The 15,531-nt window shown below is 59.7% G+C and carries 13 protein-coding genes; 12 read left to right on the top strand and 1 reads right to left on the bottom strand.

Going from position 1 to position 15,531, the window contains the following annotated elements:
- From AC2FNU_RS19620 to AC2FNU_RS19635, 4 genes are all read left to right on the top strand, one after another.
- Positions 1-1,006, top strand: a 1,006-nt coding sequence (locus AC2FNU_RS19620) for an acyl-CoA dehydrogenase family protein (RefSeq protein WP_496791724.1), incomplete at its 5' end; no start/stop codon positions are given.
- Between the two features lie 8 nt (positions 1,007-1,014).
- Positions 1,015-1,821 carry a thioesterase family protein gene (locus AC2FNU_RS19625; protein WP_496791725.1) on the top strand — a complete coding sequence of 269 codons (807 nt, stop codon included), beginning with the start codon at positions 1,015-1,017 and terminating at the stop codon, positions 1,819-1,821.
- A gap of 72 nt (positions 1,822-1,893) precedes the next feature.
- Positions 1,894-2,541 carry a DUF1007 family protein gene (locus tag AC2FNU_RS19630; protein WP_496791726.1) on the top strand — a complete coding sequence of 216 codons (648 nt, stop codon included), beginning with the start codon at positions 1,894-1,896 and terminating at the stop codon, positions 2,539-2,541.
- Positions 2,526-3,488 carry a nickel/cobalt transporter gene (locus tag AC2FNU_RS19635; protein WP_496791727.1) on the top strand — a complete coding sequence of 321 codons (963 nt, stop codon included), beginning with the start codon at positions 2,526-2,528 and terminating at the stop codon, positions 3,486-3,488. Before AC2FNU_RS19630 ends, AC2FNU_RS19635 begins: the two co-directional genes overlap by 16 nt.
- Here AC2FNU_RS19635 and truA read toward each other — a convergent pair.
- Complete coding sequence (truA, locus tag AC2FNU_RS19640) at positions 3,485-4,252, bottom strand: tRNA pseudouridine(38-40) synthase TruA (protein WP_496791728.1); 768 nt, start codon at positions 4,250-4,252, stop codon at positions 3,485-3,487. The two genes, AC2FNU_RS19635 and truA, sit on opposite strands and share 4 nt — an antisense overlap.
- A gap of 107 nt (positions 4,253-4,359) precedes the next feature.
- On the opposite strand from truA, the gene AC2FNU_RS19645 reads away from it, so the two are divergent.
- The 8 genes from AC2FNU_RS19645 to ileS all read left to right on the top strand — a co-directional run.
- Complete coding sequence (locus AC2FNU_RS19645; RefSeq protein WP_496791729.1) at positions 4,360-5,775, top strand: YcjX family GTP-binding protein; 1,416 nt, start codon at positions 4,360-4,362, stop codon at positions 5,773-5,775.
- On the top strand, positions 5,772-6,227 hold the full coding sequence (locus AC2FNU_RS19650; protein ID WP_496791730.1) for a GNAT family N-acetyltransferase: 456 nt from the start codon (positions 5,772-5,774) through the stop codon (positions 6,225-6,227). The genes AC2FNU_RS19645 and AC2FNU_RS19650 overlap by 4 nt, the downstream gene beginning before the upstream one ends.
- Entirely contained in the window at positions 6,220-7,209 is a 990-nt protein-coding gene (locus AC2FNU_RS19655; protein WP_496791731.1) for a YcjF family protein, read from the top strand. The genes AC2FNU_RS19650 and AC2FNU_RS19655 overlap by 8 nt, the downstream gene beginning before the upstream one ends.
- A 60-nt stretch (positions 7,210-7,269) precedes the next feature.
- Positions 7,270-7,980, top strand: a complete 711-nt coding sequence (locus AC2FNU_RS19660; RefSeq protein ID WP_480801117.1) for a VIT1/CCC1 transporter family protein — start codon at positions 7,270-7,272, stop codon at positions 7,978-7,980.
- A gap of 76 nt (positions 7,981-8,056) precedes the next feature.
- The gene (locus tag AC2FNU_RS19665; RefSeq protein ID WP_496791732.1) at positions 8,057-9,373 is read left to right on the top strand and encodes an SDR family oxidoreductase; all 1,317 of its coding nucleotides are present in this window, start codon (positions 8,057-8,059) and stop codon (positions 9,371-9,373) included.
- The gene (locus AC2FNU_RS19670) at positions 9,370-9,852 is read left to right on the top strand and encodes a DUF2269 family protein (RefSeq protein WP_496791733.1); all 483 of its coding nucleotides are present in this window, start codon (positions 9,370-9,372) and stop codon (positions 9,850-9,852) included. The genes AC2FNU_RS19665 and AC2FNU_RS19670 overlap by 4 nt, the downstream gene beginning before the upstream one ends.
- A 79-nt stretch (positions 9,853-9,931) precedes the next feature.
- Positions 9,932-12,637: a DUF2339 domain-containing protein gene (locus tag AC2FNU_RS19675; RefSeq protein ID WP_496791734.1), complete on the top strand. Its 2,706-nt coding sequence runs from the start codon at positions 9,932-9,934 to the stop codon at positions 12,635-12,637.
- Between the two features lie 163 nt (positions 12,638-12,800).
- A partial coding sequence (ileS, locus tag AC2FNU_RS19680; RefSeq protein ID WP_496791735.1) for an isoleucine--tRNA ligase occupies positions 12,801-15,531 on the top strand: 2,731 nt, incomplete at its 3' end.

Raw genomic sequence — 15,531 nt, forward strand, 5'->3', positions numbered from 1 at the left:
TGGCCTGACCACCGTGGAATACGCATATTTCGCCGAAGAAATGGGAAAGACCCCGCTTGGGGCCGAAGTGTTCAACTGTTCGGCCCCTGACACAGGCAACATGGAAGTTTTCGAACGCTACGGGTCCGCGAAGATGAAAGAGCAATGGTTGAAGCCCTTGCTCGAAGGGGAAATTCGATCCGCTTATCTAATGACCGAGCCGGACGTGGCCTCGTCTGACGCAACCAATGTGTCGATGTCCTGTGTTCGGGACGGGGATGACTATGTCCTCAATGGTGAAAAATGGTGGTCTTCGGGCGCGGGTGATCCGCGATGCAAAGTCTATATCGTGATGGTCAAAACCGGCGGAGACGAACAGCCCAAACACAAGCGACAGTCGATGATCGTGGTGCCTGCGGATGCAGAAGGGATTGAGGTTCTGCGACCCATGCAGGTTTACGGCCACGATGATGCGCCGCACGGCCACATGCACATCCGGTTCACCAATGTACGCGTTCCGGCCGAAAATATCCTGCTGGGCGAAGGGCGCGGGTTCGAGATTGCGCAAGGTCGCCTTGGGCCTGGCCGCATCCACCACTGTATGCGCGCCATCGGGCAGGCCGAAAGCGCGCTGGAGCAGATGTGCAAACGATCGCTGCAACGCGAGGCGTTTGGCAAGAAACTGGCACAGCTTGGGGCCAATTACGACATCATTGCCGAATGCCGGATGGAGATCGAAATGGCCCGGCTGCTGTGCCTGAAGGCCGCGTGGTACATGGATCAGGGCGACGCGCGGGCAGCTGCACCTTGGATCAGCCAGATCAAGGTCGTTGCACCACAAGTTGCGCTGAAAGTGATTGACGAAGCAGTGCAGATGTTCGGTGCACAGGGTATCAGTCAGGACACACCGCTTGCGACGGCCTGGACCCATGTGCGGACCCTGCGATTGGCCGATGGGCCAGATGCGGTGCATCGCCGTCAGGTCGCACGGGCCGAACTCAAGAAATACACGCAGGAAAAGATCTGAGGGGGCCTATGGCAGCAGCGCTCGATTTCGCCGACAAAGCCTATTTTAGACAACGAGAAGACGGGGCATTTGTCGGCAACGATCCCGCACGTGGGCCGTGGTCTGCTGATCACTGCCATGCAGGGCCTGTGAGTGGTCTGATCGTACGCGCGGCGGAAACCGAAGTTGGTTCGGAAAAGATGCTGACCCGTCTGACTGTCGACCTGTTACGCCCTTTGCCACTGGCCGGTTTGCGGGTCGCGGCAGAAACCACGCGCCACACAAAGACACTGGCGACCACGCGCGTTACGGTTCACGATCTGAACGACACGCTGTGTGCCACGGCCTCGACCATGCATCTGGTGCGTCGCGATCTTGGACCGGTTGCAAATGTCGAAAGCATCGCCCCCCGGATCGATGATACCGTCGACGGCCCGTTTCCAATTGGTGATATTCGTCACGAGCTGCCCGGTTTTGCCCATTACAGCGATATTCGGTATCCGAAAGGCGGCAGGCAGGGCGCTGGCCCTAAAACGGTTTGGATGCGGACACCTCAGCTTTTGCAGGGTGAGTTGCAATCGCCCATTCAGGCCCTGTGCCCGCTGGCAGATTGCGGCAATGGCATCTCGTGGAACGCGCCAACCTCGGAAATGGGCTTCATGAACACCGACCTGACCGTGAACATCCACCGAGAGCCGGTTTCCGATTGGTTGGCCTCAGACTCTGTTTCGCATTGGCAGTCCTCAGGTATCGGGATGTCACAATCAGTGCTCTATGATACGCAAGGTCCGGTTGGAACCGCATTGCAGACACTGGTTTTGTTCCCGCCCAGCTGACTCTCGGCCGGTTTTTGCATCCTGACGGTAAAAGCCGTTGCCGCCGCAGATCGGCAGACCTATCTTGCAATCATGCGTTGGATGCTTGCCGCCATAACCTGTTGCCTGCCGATCCCGGCCGTGGCTCACCCGCATGTCTTTATCGACACTGGGCTCGAATTCATCGTGGACGAAAGCGGTCAACTGACCCATGTCCGTGTGACCTGGGCCTATGATGAGCTGTTTTCCCTTCTTCAACTGGAAGATATGCGGCTGGATCAGGACGGCGACGGGGCGTTGACCGAAGGCGAAGAAAAGGTTCTGACCGGGTTCGATGCGCAATGGATCGAAGGATACAATGGCGATCTGGTTGTGACCGCCGGAGGCGTTCCGGTTACCTTGTCCGGCCCGCTTTCCCCGAATGCCACAACCGAAGATGGCCGCATCGTCACGACGCATCTTCGTGAAGTCGAAGGTGGCTCGGTTCCCGCCAGCGCCTTGTCGGCAAAAGCCTTTGATGAGACGTATTACACAGCTTACGAAGTGACGCGCCCTGTCATTGTGACAGGCCCTGTCACCTGCCAGATGGAACGTTTCGATCCGGACATTGACGGGCAGTTGGCCCAAATGCAGGCATTTCTGCTGACGCTGGATGCAGATTACGACCTTGAAGAAAATGATATTCCCCTGGTCGGCGAAAACTTTGCAACCGAGATTCGCATTTCATGTCCCGCTACCTGATTGTTCCGGTCGCCCTTGCGTGTGGACTGCTGCTCTGGTTCTGGGGCAGTGGCGGGTTTGACTCCCTTGCAGCCTGGGCGGCGGGCGAGCAACGCGAGTTTCAGAACCAGATCGCCCGCTCGCTGCGCGCTGCGCGCGCCGAACAGCCCCAGGCCGTTGCCACTTTGCTGACCGTGTGTTTCGCCTATGGCTTCTTTCATGCCATCGGCCCCGGTCACGGCAAGGTTCTGATCGGGGGGTACGGGCTGGGCCGACGGGTAGCATTCTGGCGGCTTTCGGCGATCAGTGTGCTGTCCAGCCTGGGGCAGGCCGTGACGGCCATCGTTCTGGTCTATGCAGGGGTGCTGGTGTTTCAGATGTCCCGCCAAAGCCTTGTGGGCGCGACCGAGCAGGTCATGGCCCCCATAAGCTATGGCGCGATAGCTTTGATCGGGTTGTGGTTGGTGTTCCGCGCCGTCCGCAGTTTTGCGCGGCGTCAAAAAAGCCAACCGACGCATGATCATGCCCATGCGCACGACCACCATCATAGCCACGACCATCACCATGATCACGACCATGCACATCACCATGATGACGGTGTCTGCTCGGATTGTGGTCATCGGCATGGGCCAACAGCGGAAGAGGTCGCAAATGTGGGCACTCTGCGCGAAGCCCTGATCCTGATCGCAGGCATTGCCGCGCGGCCCTGCACAGGTGCTTTGTTCGTGCTGATCCTGACCTGGCAGATGGGCATTGCCATGGTCGGTGTCGCCGGGGCTTTTGCTATGGCGCTGGGCACGGCTACAGTCACAACGCTGGTCGGCTGGACCTCATTCGGCCTGCGCGGAGGGTTGCTGGCCTCAGCATCGGCCACACGTTTTGCCTCGGTTCTGGCCCCAACCATCGAACTGGTCGCGGGGCTTGTCATAGCAGTGATTGCCGGCGGTCTGTTGTTACGCGCGATTTAGTCGAACACCGGTTCCGGGTAGCCAACGCGCGCCAGATACAGCCCCTGTGGCGGGCAGACCGGTCCGCACGCTGCGCGGTCGGCAGCGTTCAACGCGTCGCGCACATCCTCGGGCGTCCAGGCACCGGCCCCGACACGTTCCAAAGTACCCACGAAACTGCGCACCTGATTGTGCAGGAAAGATCGGGCGCGCACGTGGAAATGGACCTCGGGGCCGGAAAAGCCCGGAACCTGCTCGACCCGCAACTCATCCAGAGTTTTTACAGGGCTCGCCGCCTGACAGATCGACGACCGGAACGTGGTGAAATCATGCCGTCCCAGCAGCATGTTTGCCCCGTCCTGCATCGCATCGACATCCAACTTATGGTTGATCTGCCAAACCTGCCCCCGGTCATGCGTTGCCGGGGCACGGCGCATCAGGATGCGGAACAGGTATTGCCGTTCAACCGCTGAAAAGCGCGCGTGCCAATCCTCATCGACCCGAGCGGCCTTCACAATCGCCACGGGCTGCGGTTTGAGGTGATAGTTCAATGCTTCGGACAGGCGGAACGGGTCCCAATCCTTGGTCATATTGCAATGGGCAACCTGACCAAGCGCGTGGACCCCGGCATCGGTGCGCCCAGCGGCGGCGATTGTATGCGCGCCCGGTTGGATGCGGGACAAGGCCTCTTCAATCGCCCCCTGAACGGACGGCTGATCCTTTTGCCGCTGCCATCCGGCAAACGGTTCCCCTTGGTATTCGACTTTTAACGCATATCTGGGCATGCGCCGCTGGTAACGCGCGAGGCCGGAACGGGCAAGGGGGCGAAAGCGCTGGTATGTGCCGCACCCTCTACCTATCTTGGGTAAAACGATAATTGCGGGGCGACAGTTTGGTCATCTCATCACTGGCAGACAGTCTTGTACGCGGTGTCGAAACCATCGGCGACAGCGTGTCCGAGACATTTTTCGAGCCGGTCATCCGTCTGGGTGTCACCGGGTTGGCGCGATCGGGCAAGACGGTTTTCATCACCTCGCTGGTGGCAAACCTGTTGGATCGGGGGCGTATGACCGGGCTGGCCGCGCAGCAAGAAGGGCGGATCAACGCCGCCTATCTGCAGCCGCAGCCGGACGATACGGTGCCTAGGTTCGACTATGAAACCCACCTGTCCGCTCTGACCGGCCCCACGCCACATTGGCCCGACAGCACCCGCGCTGTGTCCGAACTGCGTTTGTCGTTCAAAGCGCGCCCCGCAGGCTTGCTTGCCGGGTTGCAGGGGCCGCGAACAGTGCATCTGGACATCGTGGACTATCCCGGTGAATGGCTGCTGGATCTGGCCCTGTTGGACAAGTCTTACGAAGATTGGTCGCAAGAGACACTGACGCGCATCGAGACCCGTGCCGAGGCAGCCGAGTATCTGGCGCAGGTAAAGGCCACAGACCCGTCCGGTACGCATGACGAGCCAACCGCACAGGCTCTGGCGGCGTCGTTCACGGCTTATCTCAATCAGGCGCGTGACGCCGGTTTTTATGACTGCACCCCGGGGCGTTTCCTGTTGCCGGGTGATCTGGCGGGCTCACCGGTGCTGACCTTTGCGCCTTTGGCTGTTTCCGGACCATCACGCCGGAAAACTCTTCAGCGTGAGATGGAACGGCGATTTGAGGCTTACAAGTCTCAGGTGGTGAAACCCTTCTTTCGCGACCACTTTTCGCGCATTGACCGGCAGGTGGTTTTGGTCGACGCTCTGGGCGCGATCCACAAAGGCCCGCAGGCGGTTGAGGATATGCGCCGCGCGATGGCCGATATATTGTCGGCCTTTCGCCCGGGTCGGAATGCGTGGCTTAGTCAGTTGCTGTTGGGCAAGCGGGTCGAACGCATCCTGTTTGCGGCGACAAAAGCCGACCATTTGCACCACACACAACACCCTCGCCTGACCGCGATCATCGAAGCGTTGACGCGCGAGGCACGAGACCGCGCGAATTTCGCAGGGGCGCAAACGGCAGCTCTGTCATTGGCTGCGCTGCGTGCTACGACCGAAGAAATGCGCCGGCACAACGGGGTGGAGTTGCCATGCGTGAGGGGCACCTTGTTGGACAGTGGGAAACAGGCCGCGTTCTATCCCGGCGAGTTGCCTGAAGACCCGGCTCATCTTTTGGGTCCGGCGCGAAACGGCGCGGACAATTGGTTGGATGAAGATTATGGGTTCATGGCATTTGCCCCGGCCCATCTGACCCTGAAACCCGGCGACGGGCCGCCGCATATCCGTCTGGACCGCGCAATTCAGTTCCTGATCGGAGACAGGCTGTGACTGTTACCTTACGCCCTGCACGTACCACAGATGCCGGTACAATCGGGACAATCCTGCACGGTTTCACCTTGGAAAACGACTGGATGCCAAATCTGCACAGTTGCGCTGAAACCATCGCCTTCTGCGGTAAAATGATCGATCAGGATTGGGTAACTGTTGCGGAAAGTGATGTGGGCGTGGTTGGCTTTCTGGCGCTCAACGGTACCGAAATCCACTCGCTTTATCTGGACGCGCGGGCGCGAAGGCGGGGGATCGGGCAGCAACTTCTGGATCACGCGAAATCCCGCCAAACCCGGCTTAGCTTGTATGCGTTTCAAGCCAACACAGGCGCTTGCAAATTTTACGAACGCAACGGCTTTGCCGAAGCAGCGCGCAGCAATGGCGCGGATAATGACGAAAACCTGCCGGACATTAGATTTGTCTGGCACAGCAAAGGTATGACCCATGTCTAAGGGCCCGGTTCTAATCGATCTTGAAGCGGATGAGCCTACTGCTGATGTTGCGCAGGCCCCTCCGGTGCCAGACGTTGCGCAGCCTCAGGGGCAGGCGATGCAGAGCGCTGCAAGGCTTGCGGCCCGGAAGCCATCGGTGCTGGCCCGCTGGTTCTGGGGTTTGGCCTTGGCCGTTGTCGGCGCAGCCGTTTCCGTCGCCGCTTGGGATTTTGCGACCGCGCTGGTGGCAAGGACACCAATTCTGGGTTGGACCATAGCTGGTTTGCTGGCGGCATTGGTGCTGGTTGCATTGATTATTGCGATCCGCGAACTGGCGGCTTTGGGGCGATTGTCGCGGGTCGACGGAATGCGCCGCGCGGCGGATACCGCCTTGGCGGATGCCGACCTGGCCCAAGCCCGCGCTGTTACCAACCGTCTGATCACGTTCTACAAAGGCCGGGAAGAAACTCGCTGGGGCCGCGACCGACTGGCAGAGCGTATGGGTGATCAATTCGATGCCTCGGCTTTACTGAGCCTTGCCGAAGATGAGCTTTTGGCACCGCTGGACGAAGCCGCCAGCCGCGAGGTTGAGGCCGCAGCCCGGCAAGTTGCCACTGTCACCGCCTTAGTCCCATTGGCTTTGGCAGATGTTGTGACAGCATTGGCCGCGTCGCTTCGGATGATCCGCCGGGTCGCGGAAATCTACGGAGGACGTGCGGGTACCCTTGGAAGTTGGCGCCTGACCCGTGCCGTGTTTGTGCATCTTGTGGCCACAGGCGCGGTGGCCGTTGGAGACGATCTGTTGGAGCCTGTTCTGGGCGGATCCGTCCTCAGCAAACTGTCCCGCCGGTTCGGAGAGGGGCTGGTAAACGGGGCACTCAGCGCGCGCGTAGGCGTAGCCGCGATGGAGGTTTGCCGCCCGCTGCCATTCTCGGAAAGGCACAAGCCGTCAACGCGCGGTATCATCAAACGCGCCTTACAGGGTCTGTTTTCCAAGGGTTGATCCAAAGCAAAGCGTCATAGCCCACCCTTCGTCACACTAGGAGTGTCGGAGGAGCCAGCCATGACGGATCACGGTCACAGCCCGCAGGAAATCGCCGAACGGATCAATGCACCGCCTGGTCGTGGTGTGTTGCGCGATGTTGTCTATGGCGGCATCGATGGGTCTGTCACCACCTTTGCCATCGTGGCAGGTGTCGCGGGGGCAGGGCTTTCGCCGTTTGTGATCGTTGCGTTGGGTTTGGCAAATGTGCTGGCTGATGGGTTTTCCATGGCTGCTGGCAATTACTCGGGCACCAAGGCCGAACTGGACAACATTCGGCGCATCCGCGCGGTCGAGGAACGCCACATCGCGCTTTACCCGGATGGCGAACGGGAAGAAGTGCGCGAGATCCTTGCGCAAAAGGGGTTGTCGGGCGACGTTTTGACAGAAGCCACGGCCGAGATTACTTCGAGCCATGAAAACTGGATAAACCTGATGATCGAAGGCGAATATGGGTTGGGCAGTGTTGATCCGCACCCGATGAAGGCGGCGCTGGCCACATTTTTTGCCTTTCTCGTGGCCGGGATGATCCCCCTGCTGCCCTTTCTGGCTTCGGTTCCGAACGCATTTGCGATGTCGGCCTGGATGACCATGGGAGTCTTTTTTGCGATCGGTGCGCTTAAAAGTCGTTGGTCTCTGTCCCCCTGGTGGCGATCTGGGATAGAGACGCTGTTGATCGGAGGGCTGGCTGCGCTAATCGCGTATCTGGTCGGGTCTCTGTTCCATCCTTAATTGTCGCAGCGCGGCTGTGGCGGCTGGCCAATATTCCGCGCTTGGGTAGAGTGGCAAAAAACGGGTGCGAAAACCGATGCCACGTCTCAAATTGTCTGACCAACATGTATTGGTTCTAGGCGCTTACGGCTTCATTGGCGCGGCAGTCACGCGTGCGTTACAAGCCGAAGGTGCCTCGGTTCAAGGCGCGGTACGCGACCTTGCGCAAGGGGCACGGATTTTACCGGGTGTTCCGCTCAGGCAGGCTGACATGCGCGATCTTCGTTACAAGCAAGACTGGCTGGATCTGTTGGAAAACGTCGATGTCGTCGTGAATTGCGCCGGTGCTTTGCAGGACAATGCCGAAGACGATCTGGAAACCGTGCATCACACGGCGATCGCAGCCCTGGCCAATGCTTGCGCGGATCTGAAGGTCAGTGTTGTCCAGATTTCCGCCATCGGTGCGGAACCTGCGGCAAGCACGCATTTCCTGCGTTCCAAAGCGGCCGGAGATCAGGCTCTGCGTGCGTCGGGCGTTCCGCATTGGGTGCTGAAGCCCGGGCTTGTCATCGGACAGACGGATTATGGTGGAACAGCTCTGCTGCGCATGTTGGCCGCTGTGCCTTGGGTTCAACCCTTGGCCTATCCCAACACGCCCGTGCAATGCGTGGGGATGCCTGACCTTTGCGCCACGGTCGTCGATGCTATTGCGGGGAAATTGCCGCAAGGCACGTATGATCTTGTCGAGGACAGCCCGCACAGTTTGTCTGACGTGGTGTACAGCACCCGGCAATGGCTTGGGTTTCCCGCTGCGCGTTTATTAGTAAATCTGCCGCCGGTCATGACCAAAGCCGTTGCGGCGTTAGCCGATGGTTTGGCCTGGTTTGGCTGGCGATCACCTCTGCGTAGCACGGCGATGACGGTCATGGCGGACGGCGTGATCGGAGATCCCGCGCCTTACAGGGCTGCCACGGGGCGCGGGCTTTCACCTTTGCCCGAGATTTACGCATCGCTTCCCTGCGCCCGGGAACACCGCCTTACTGCACGAATGACGCTATTGATGCCGATGGTGGTTGCGACACTCAGCTTGTTCTGGATTCTGTCGGGTCTGTTCGGATTGGCGGGCCTGTCAAAAGCCTCGGGCGTACTGACAGTGGCCGGTTGGTCAGCGCCTGCAGCCATGATTGCTGTCGTTTTCTGGTCTCTGGTCGACATCGTGTTGGGATTGGCCATCTTGTGGCGAAAATGGGCTGCACGGGCCTGTTTGGCTCAGTTTGGCGTGGCCGTGTTCTATATGACTGCCGCCACCATCACCTCACCGGAATTGTGGACCGACCCGCTGGGCCCACTGGTGAAAATCCTGCCCGCGATGGTCTTATCCCTTGTCGCGTTGCCCATGTTGGCAAGCCGATGACGGACCCTGATCTGATCCTGCGCTGGTTGCACGTCATTGGTGCCTGTGTCCTGCTGGGGACCGGAGCGGGGATTGCCTTTTTCATGCTCATGGCACATCGCAGCAATGATCCGAAAATCGTCGCGCACACGGCGGGTATCGTCGCGCTGGGCGACCTTTTGTTCACGACAACGGCAGTCATCCTGCAACCCATTACAGGCACTCTGCTGGCCTGGCGCATTGGGTGGTCGTTAAGCGAAGGTTGGATCGCGTTGTCGCTGATGCTTTACGTGCTGACCGGTCTTTTCTGGTTGCCCGTCGTTTGGGTGCAACTTCGAATGCGGGATTACGCCCGAGCCGCGGCAGAGCAGGGGTCGCCTTTGCCGCAAGACTATTACCGTTTGTTTCGGTTTTGGTTCGCCTGCGGCGTGCCTGCCTTTCTTGCGGTGTTGGTCATCCTGTGGTTGATGATCGCGCGTCCGGCTTTTTCTGTGATTTAGGCCGGTTTGCGGCTTTCCTGACTGTTATTGGTCACCGCCCCAAGATAGCCTCGCCGCAAGTCGCAGATCGGAGATTGCTTTGGAATCGCTACTTGTTCTTGTCGGCCTGATTGTTCTGGCCATCCCGGTCATGCTGGTCGTGCTGATGGTCGGACAAACCCGATTGCGCCGCCGCGTGGCAGAGCTGGAGGCGCGGATTTCAACCCTCTCGACAGGTGACAGGGCGGACTTTGAAGACCACAAGGTAAAGGAGCCTGATCCAAAGCCTGACGTTGCAAAAGAAGCGCGCAGACCCGCCCCGTGGGCCGCGCCGAAACGGCAGGAAGACGATATGACAGTTGAAACGACGGAGGTGCCTTCCCCTGCCGTCGTTTTCAATTCTGACCGGTTTACCGCGCTGGGCGCCTGGTTGCGCGAAAACTGGTTTTACGTGGTCTCAGCCTTGTCGCTGGCGTTGGCCGGGATTTTCCTTGTGCAATATGGTGTTGAAAACGGATTGCTGCCTCCGGCAGCCCGCGTATTCGCAGCACTTGGGTTCGGGTCACTTCTGATCGTTGCGGGCGAAGTCCTGCGCCGGAAGTTCGGCGATGATGAAGAAGCGTCCACTGCCTATTTGCCCTCCGTCTTTTCCGGAGCCGGGCTTGTTACCCTTTTCGGGGCAATTCTGGCCGCGCGCCAATTATACAACCTGATTGGTGCCGAAGCGGCGCTGGCGGGGATGGTTGCCGTCGCTTTGATTGGTCTTGTTCTGGGTTGGTTTCACGGCCCCTTGTTGGCAGCGGTCGGATTGATCGGAGCATTCGCTGCCCCGTTCATGGTCGGTGGCTCGTCCGAGGATCCTTCGTGGCTTTATGCCTATTTCCTGCTGGTTGCCGTTTTGGGGCTTGGTATCGACACGGTGCGGCGCTGGGCGTGGGTGTCTGTTCTGACCGTGTTTGGGGCCTATTCGGCGAACCTGCTGCTGGTGGCAGGCGCGCCAAACACGGAACCGGGTTATCTGGTTGCCACTTTGATATTGGCGGTTTTGGTGATGGCTATTCCCGCGCGTCGCATATGGCCGGATCACGCGGGCCCCATGATCTCTCAAATGATCCGCCATCCAAAGTCCCGCCCCTGGCCTGACTTTCCAACCAGACTGGCGGCAGGAGCCATTGCAGTCAGTTCGGCGATCTTGTCCTGGCATTGGGCGGATTCGGCGGCCGAGTTCTGGCTGGGTGTCACCTTGTTGACTGCACTTGTGCTGACCCTGCTGCTATGGGCCAAAGATGCGCCTGCGCTTCAGGATTTGACCGTCCTGCCGGCGGTTGGGCTTGTATTCTATGTCTTATCGCATGGGCTTGATCAGGGCGTAGTTCTTCGTGAATTTGCTGTCACCTATGCGGAAACGGTTGAGGCCGACTATCCAATGGTCGTCACGGTGTTGGTCGCGTTGGGGGCTGTGATTTCGATCCTAATGGCGTGGCGGTCTGCCCAAGCAAGTCAGTTTCGTGCGATCTGGGCGGGAGGGGCCGCTCTGTTTGCCCCGGCAATGGCGATCGGGCTGGAGGTCGGCTGGCATCCGGCTTTAGTAATCGGGGCCTACTCATGGGCTTTGCACGCAGTAGCACTGGCCGTCCTGATGGTGGTTCTTGCGGAGCGTTTTGCACGGGTCGACGGAGAGGATCGGATGCGTCCCGCGCTGGCCACTTTGTCTGCGCTGTCCTGTTTGGTCTTTGCCTGCGTCATCGTCCTCAGCGCGGCGGCACTGACGGTGGCGCTGGTTGCAAGTGTCGTGGTGGCGGCGGTTCTGGATCGCAGGTTCACTTTGCCCCCGATGAGCTGGTTCATCTGGGCCGGTGTCTTCACCGTCACCGTTAGACTGGTGCTTGATCCGGGGCTGGATTGGGCAAACACGGCTCCGGTGCCCGAGATGACATTGGTATACGGTTCGGCCACGATTGGCTTTTTCGTCGGCTGGTGGATGTTACGCCCCTTGCAGCGCCCCGTGGCGTCGCTGCTGCTGGAGAGTGCAGCCTGGGCGACGGGCGGCATTCTGCTGTCCTTGCTGCTGCTGCGCTGGCTGGAAGGGTTTAGTGAAGGTGGTGCCGACAACAGCCATTGGGGGCTGGGTCTGCTGGCTGTCATCTGGTTGCTGCTGGCCTTTGCTCAGGTTCAAAGATTTGGGCTGGGCGGCAAGCTGAATTACGCGCGTTATGTGTTGGCCGCGTTCTTTGCAGCGCACGGCCTGTTCCATCTGATGCTTGCCGTGTCCGAGCAAAACCCGTTGTTGAATCCAAACGCCGATCCTGTGCTCGGCCTGCCGGTTCTCAACACGCTTGCAATTGCGTACCTGCTGCCCGCGCTGGTCATCGCCGGGTCCGCTTGGCGGATCAAAGACATGCCCAAGCAGATCACGATGACAAGCTATGTCGTGGCAGGGGGGCTTGCGGCCATGTGGCTGGCTCTGACAATCCGCCATGTCTGGCAGGGCTCTGCGGGCATGTTCGAAGGCAACGGCGTCACACAGCCCGAGCTTTACACCTATACGCTGGTTCTGCTGCTGATCGGAGCCGCATTGTTCTATCAATCTCTGGCCCGTGGATCGGACCTGATGCGGAAGGCGGGGCTTGTGGTGATCGGTCTGGCTGTGGCCAAGGTCTTTCTGATCGATATTGCGGGTCTCGGCGGGTTGATCCGGGTGTTCTCGCTGCTGGCGCTTGGCCTTGCGCTGGCTGGTCTGGCATGGCTGAACCGCTGGGCCAAACTGCGCCATTCGCCGCATGGGGCAGAACCTCTGGACCATTAGGCGCGGGCGTCTTATAAGCCCGCCATGCATGACCGTTTGGCCATCATTATTCGAATTATATCCCCGGCGCTCTGACCCTCTGAGACGCCGGGCAAAGGTGTTTGAGAATTCGCACCGACCGCTTCGATCCTAGTACGACCAGATCATCCAAAGGACGCCCCCAATGTGCGCCGACACGATCCAGACACCTGATTACAAAGACACGCTGAACCTGCCCAAAACCGAATTCCCCATGCGCGCTGGCCTGCCCAAGCGCGAACCCGCATGGCTGGAACGGTGGGAGACCATCGGCGTCTATGACCGCCTGCGCGAAAAAGAGGGCCGCACGCCCTTTACCCTGCACGATGGCCCCCCTTATGCGAACGGCCACCTGCATATCGGCCACGCGCTGAACAAGACCATCAAGGACATGATCGTGCGCAGCCATCAGATGATGGGTTTCGACGCGCGTTACGTGCCCGGCTGGGATTGCCACGGCCTGCCGATCGAATGGAAGATCGAAGAACAGTACCGCAAGAAGGGCAAGAACAAGGACGAGGTGAACATCGTCGACTTCCGTCAGGAATGCCGCAAGTTCGCCGAGGGCTGGATCGACATCCAGCGCGAAGAGTTCAAGCGCCTGGGCATCACCGGCAACTGGCCCGATCCCTACATCACCATGGACTATCACGCCGAGGCTGTGATCGCGGATGAGTTCATGAAGTTCCTGATGAACGGCACGCTTTATCAGGGTTCCAAACCCGTGATGTGGTCGCCCATCGAAAAAACCGCTCTGGCCGAGGCCGAGGTCGAGTATCACGACAAGGAAAGCTTCACCATCTGGGTGAAATTCAAGGTTGTGAATGCAGGTGATCTGGATGACGCGTTTGTCGTGATCTGGACGACGACCCCGTGGACCATGCCATCGAACAAGGCAGTCGTTTACGGCAAGGACATCTCTTACGGCCTGTACGAAGTGACCGGCGCGCCGGAAGAATGCTGGGCCGCTGTTGGTGACAAGTTCCTGCTAGCCGACAATCTGGCCGCTGATGTGCTGGGCCGCGCGCGCCTGAACGATGATCAGTGGACCCGCGTTCGTGGCGTGACCGCAGATGAGTTGGAAGGCGTTCAACTGAGCCACCCGCTGGCCGGCGCCGAGGGCGGCAATGGCGAATGGGACGACATCCGCGACTTCCGTGCGGCTGAGTTTGTGACCGATACCGAGGGCACAGGCTTCGTTCACTGCGCGCCGTCGCACGGTATGGAGGAATTCGAGCTTTATCGCGATCTGGGGATGCTCGAGCAGGTCATCACTTATAACGTGATGGACGATGGCTCGTTCCGTGCCGATCTGCCGTTCTTTGGTGGCAAATACATCCTGTCCCGCAAGGGTGGCGAGGGCGACGCGAACAAGGCGGTCATCGACAAGCTGGCCGAAGTTGGCGGGCTGCTGGCGCGTGGAAAGATCAAGCACAGCTATCCGCATTCGTGGCGCTCGAAGGCTCCGATCATCTACCGCAACACGCCGCAGTGGTTTGCATCCGTCGACCGTAAGCTGGACGACGGCATGGGCGAGATGGGCGATACCATCCGCGAACGGGCCCTGCGATCCATCGACGAACTGGTCAAATGGACGCCGCAGACCGGACGCAACCGTCTGTATTCCATGATCGAAGCGCGCCCGGACTGGGTTCTGTCCCGTCAGCGCGCCTGGGGTGTGCCGCTGACCTGCTTCACCAAGAAGGGCGCTTTGCCCACCGACGCGGATTACCTGCTGCGCAACGCGGACCTCAACGCGCGCATCAAGGCTGCGTTCGAGAAAGACGGTGCAGACGTCTGGTACACAGATGGCTTCAAAGAAAAGATCCTCGACGGCATCGTCAACCCTGACGACTACGATCAGGTGTTTGACGTTCTGGACGTGTGGTTCGACTCGGGTTCGACCCACGCGTTTGTTCTGCGCGACCGCGAAGACGGCACCGAGGACGGTATCGCCGACGTCTACATGGAAGGCACCGACCAGCACCGTGGTTGGTTCCATTCGTCGATGTTGCAGGCTTGCGGCACCAAGGGCCGTGCGCCCTATCGGAATGTTGTCACCCACGGCTTCACGCTGGATGCCAAGGGCAACAAGATGTCCAAATCGCTGGGCAACACCATCGTGCCGGAAGAGGTCGTCAAGCAATACGGCGCCGACATCCTGCGTCTGTGGGTGGCTCAAACCGACTATACCGCCGACCAGCGGATCGGACCGGAGATCCTGAAAGGCACCGCCGACAGCTATCGCCGCCTGCGTAATACCATGCGGTTCATGCTGGGCTCGCTGGCTGACTTCACCGAAGCGGATCGCGTCGCGCCCGAGGATATGCCGCGTCTGGAGCGCTGGGTGCTCAGCCGTCTGGCCGAACTGGATGAGCAGGTGCGCAAGGGCTACGCGTCCTTCGACTTTCAGGGTGTGTTCAGTGCCGTCTTTACGTTTGCCACGGTCGATCTGTCGTCTTTCTACTTCGACGTTCGCAAAGATGCGCTGTACTGCGATGGCGACAGCCTGCGCCGTCGTGCGTCGCGCACCGTTCTGGACATTCTGTTCCACCGACTGACCACATGGCTGGCTCCGGTTCTGGTGTTCACAATGGAAGAGGTCTGGCTGGAACGCTTCCCGGGCGATGACAGCTCGGTCCATTTGGTGGATTTCCCGGACACCCCCGCCGACTGGCGTAATGCCGAGTTGGAAGAGGCTGTAGCCAAAGTGCGTCGCGTCCGCCGTGCGGTGACCGCTGCGCTGGAAGTTCAGCGTCAGGACAAGGTCATCGGATCCAGCCTCGAAGCTGCGCCGATTGTGCATGTCGAAGATCAGGAAACCCGTGATCTGCTGGCAACCTTTGACGTGGATGATCTGTGCATCACGTCGGGAC

The sequence above is a fragment of the Ruegeria sp. BHSB064 genome, from assembly GCF_059613205.1.

Coding starts and splice junctions, on each gene's coding strand:
- AC2FNU_RS19625 (WP_496791725.1), top strand. CDS start 1,015: ATGGCAGCAGCGCTCGATTTCGCCGACAAAGCCTATTTTAGACAACGA.
- truA (WP_496791728.1), bottom strand. CDS start 4,252: ATGCCCAGATATGCGTTAAAAGTCGAATACCAAGGGGAACCGTTTGCC.
- AC2FNU_RS19665 (WP_496791732.1), top strand. CDS start 8,057: ATGCCACGTCTCAAATTGTCTGACCAACATGTATTGGTTCTAGGCGCT.
- AC2FNU_RS19660 (WP_480801117.1), top strand. CDS start 7,270: ATGACGGATCACGGTCACAGCCCGCAGGAAATCGCCGAACGGATCAAT.
- AC2FNU_RS19670 (WP_496791733.1), top strand. CDS start 9,370: ATGACGGACCCTGATCTGATCCTGCGCTGGTTGCACGTCATTGGTGCC.
- AC2FNU_RS19630 (WP_496791726.1), top strand. CDS start 1,894: ATGCGTTGGATGCTTGCCGCCATAACCTGTTGCCTGCCGATCCCGGCC.
- AC2FNU_RS19655 (WP_496791731.1), top strand. CDS start 6,220: ATGTCTAAGGGCCCGGTTCTAATCGATCTTGAAGCGGATGAGCCTACT.
- AC2FNU_RS19635 (WP_496791727.1), top strand. CDS start 2,526: ATGTCCCGCTACCTGATTGTTCCGGTCGCCCTTGCGTGTGGACTGCTG.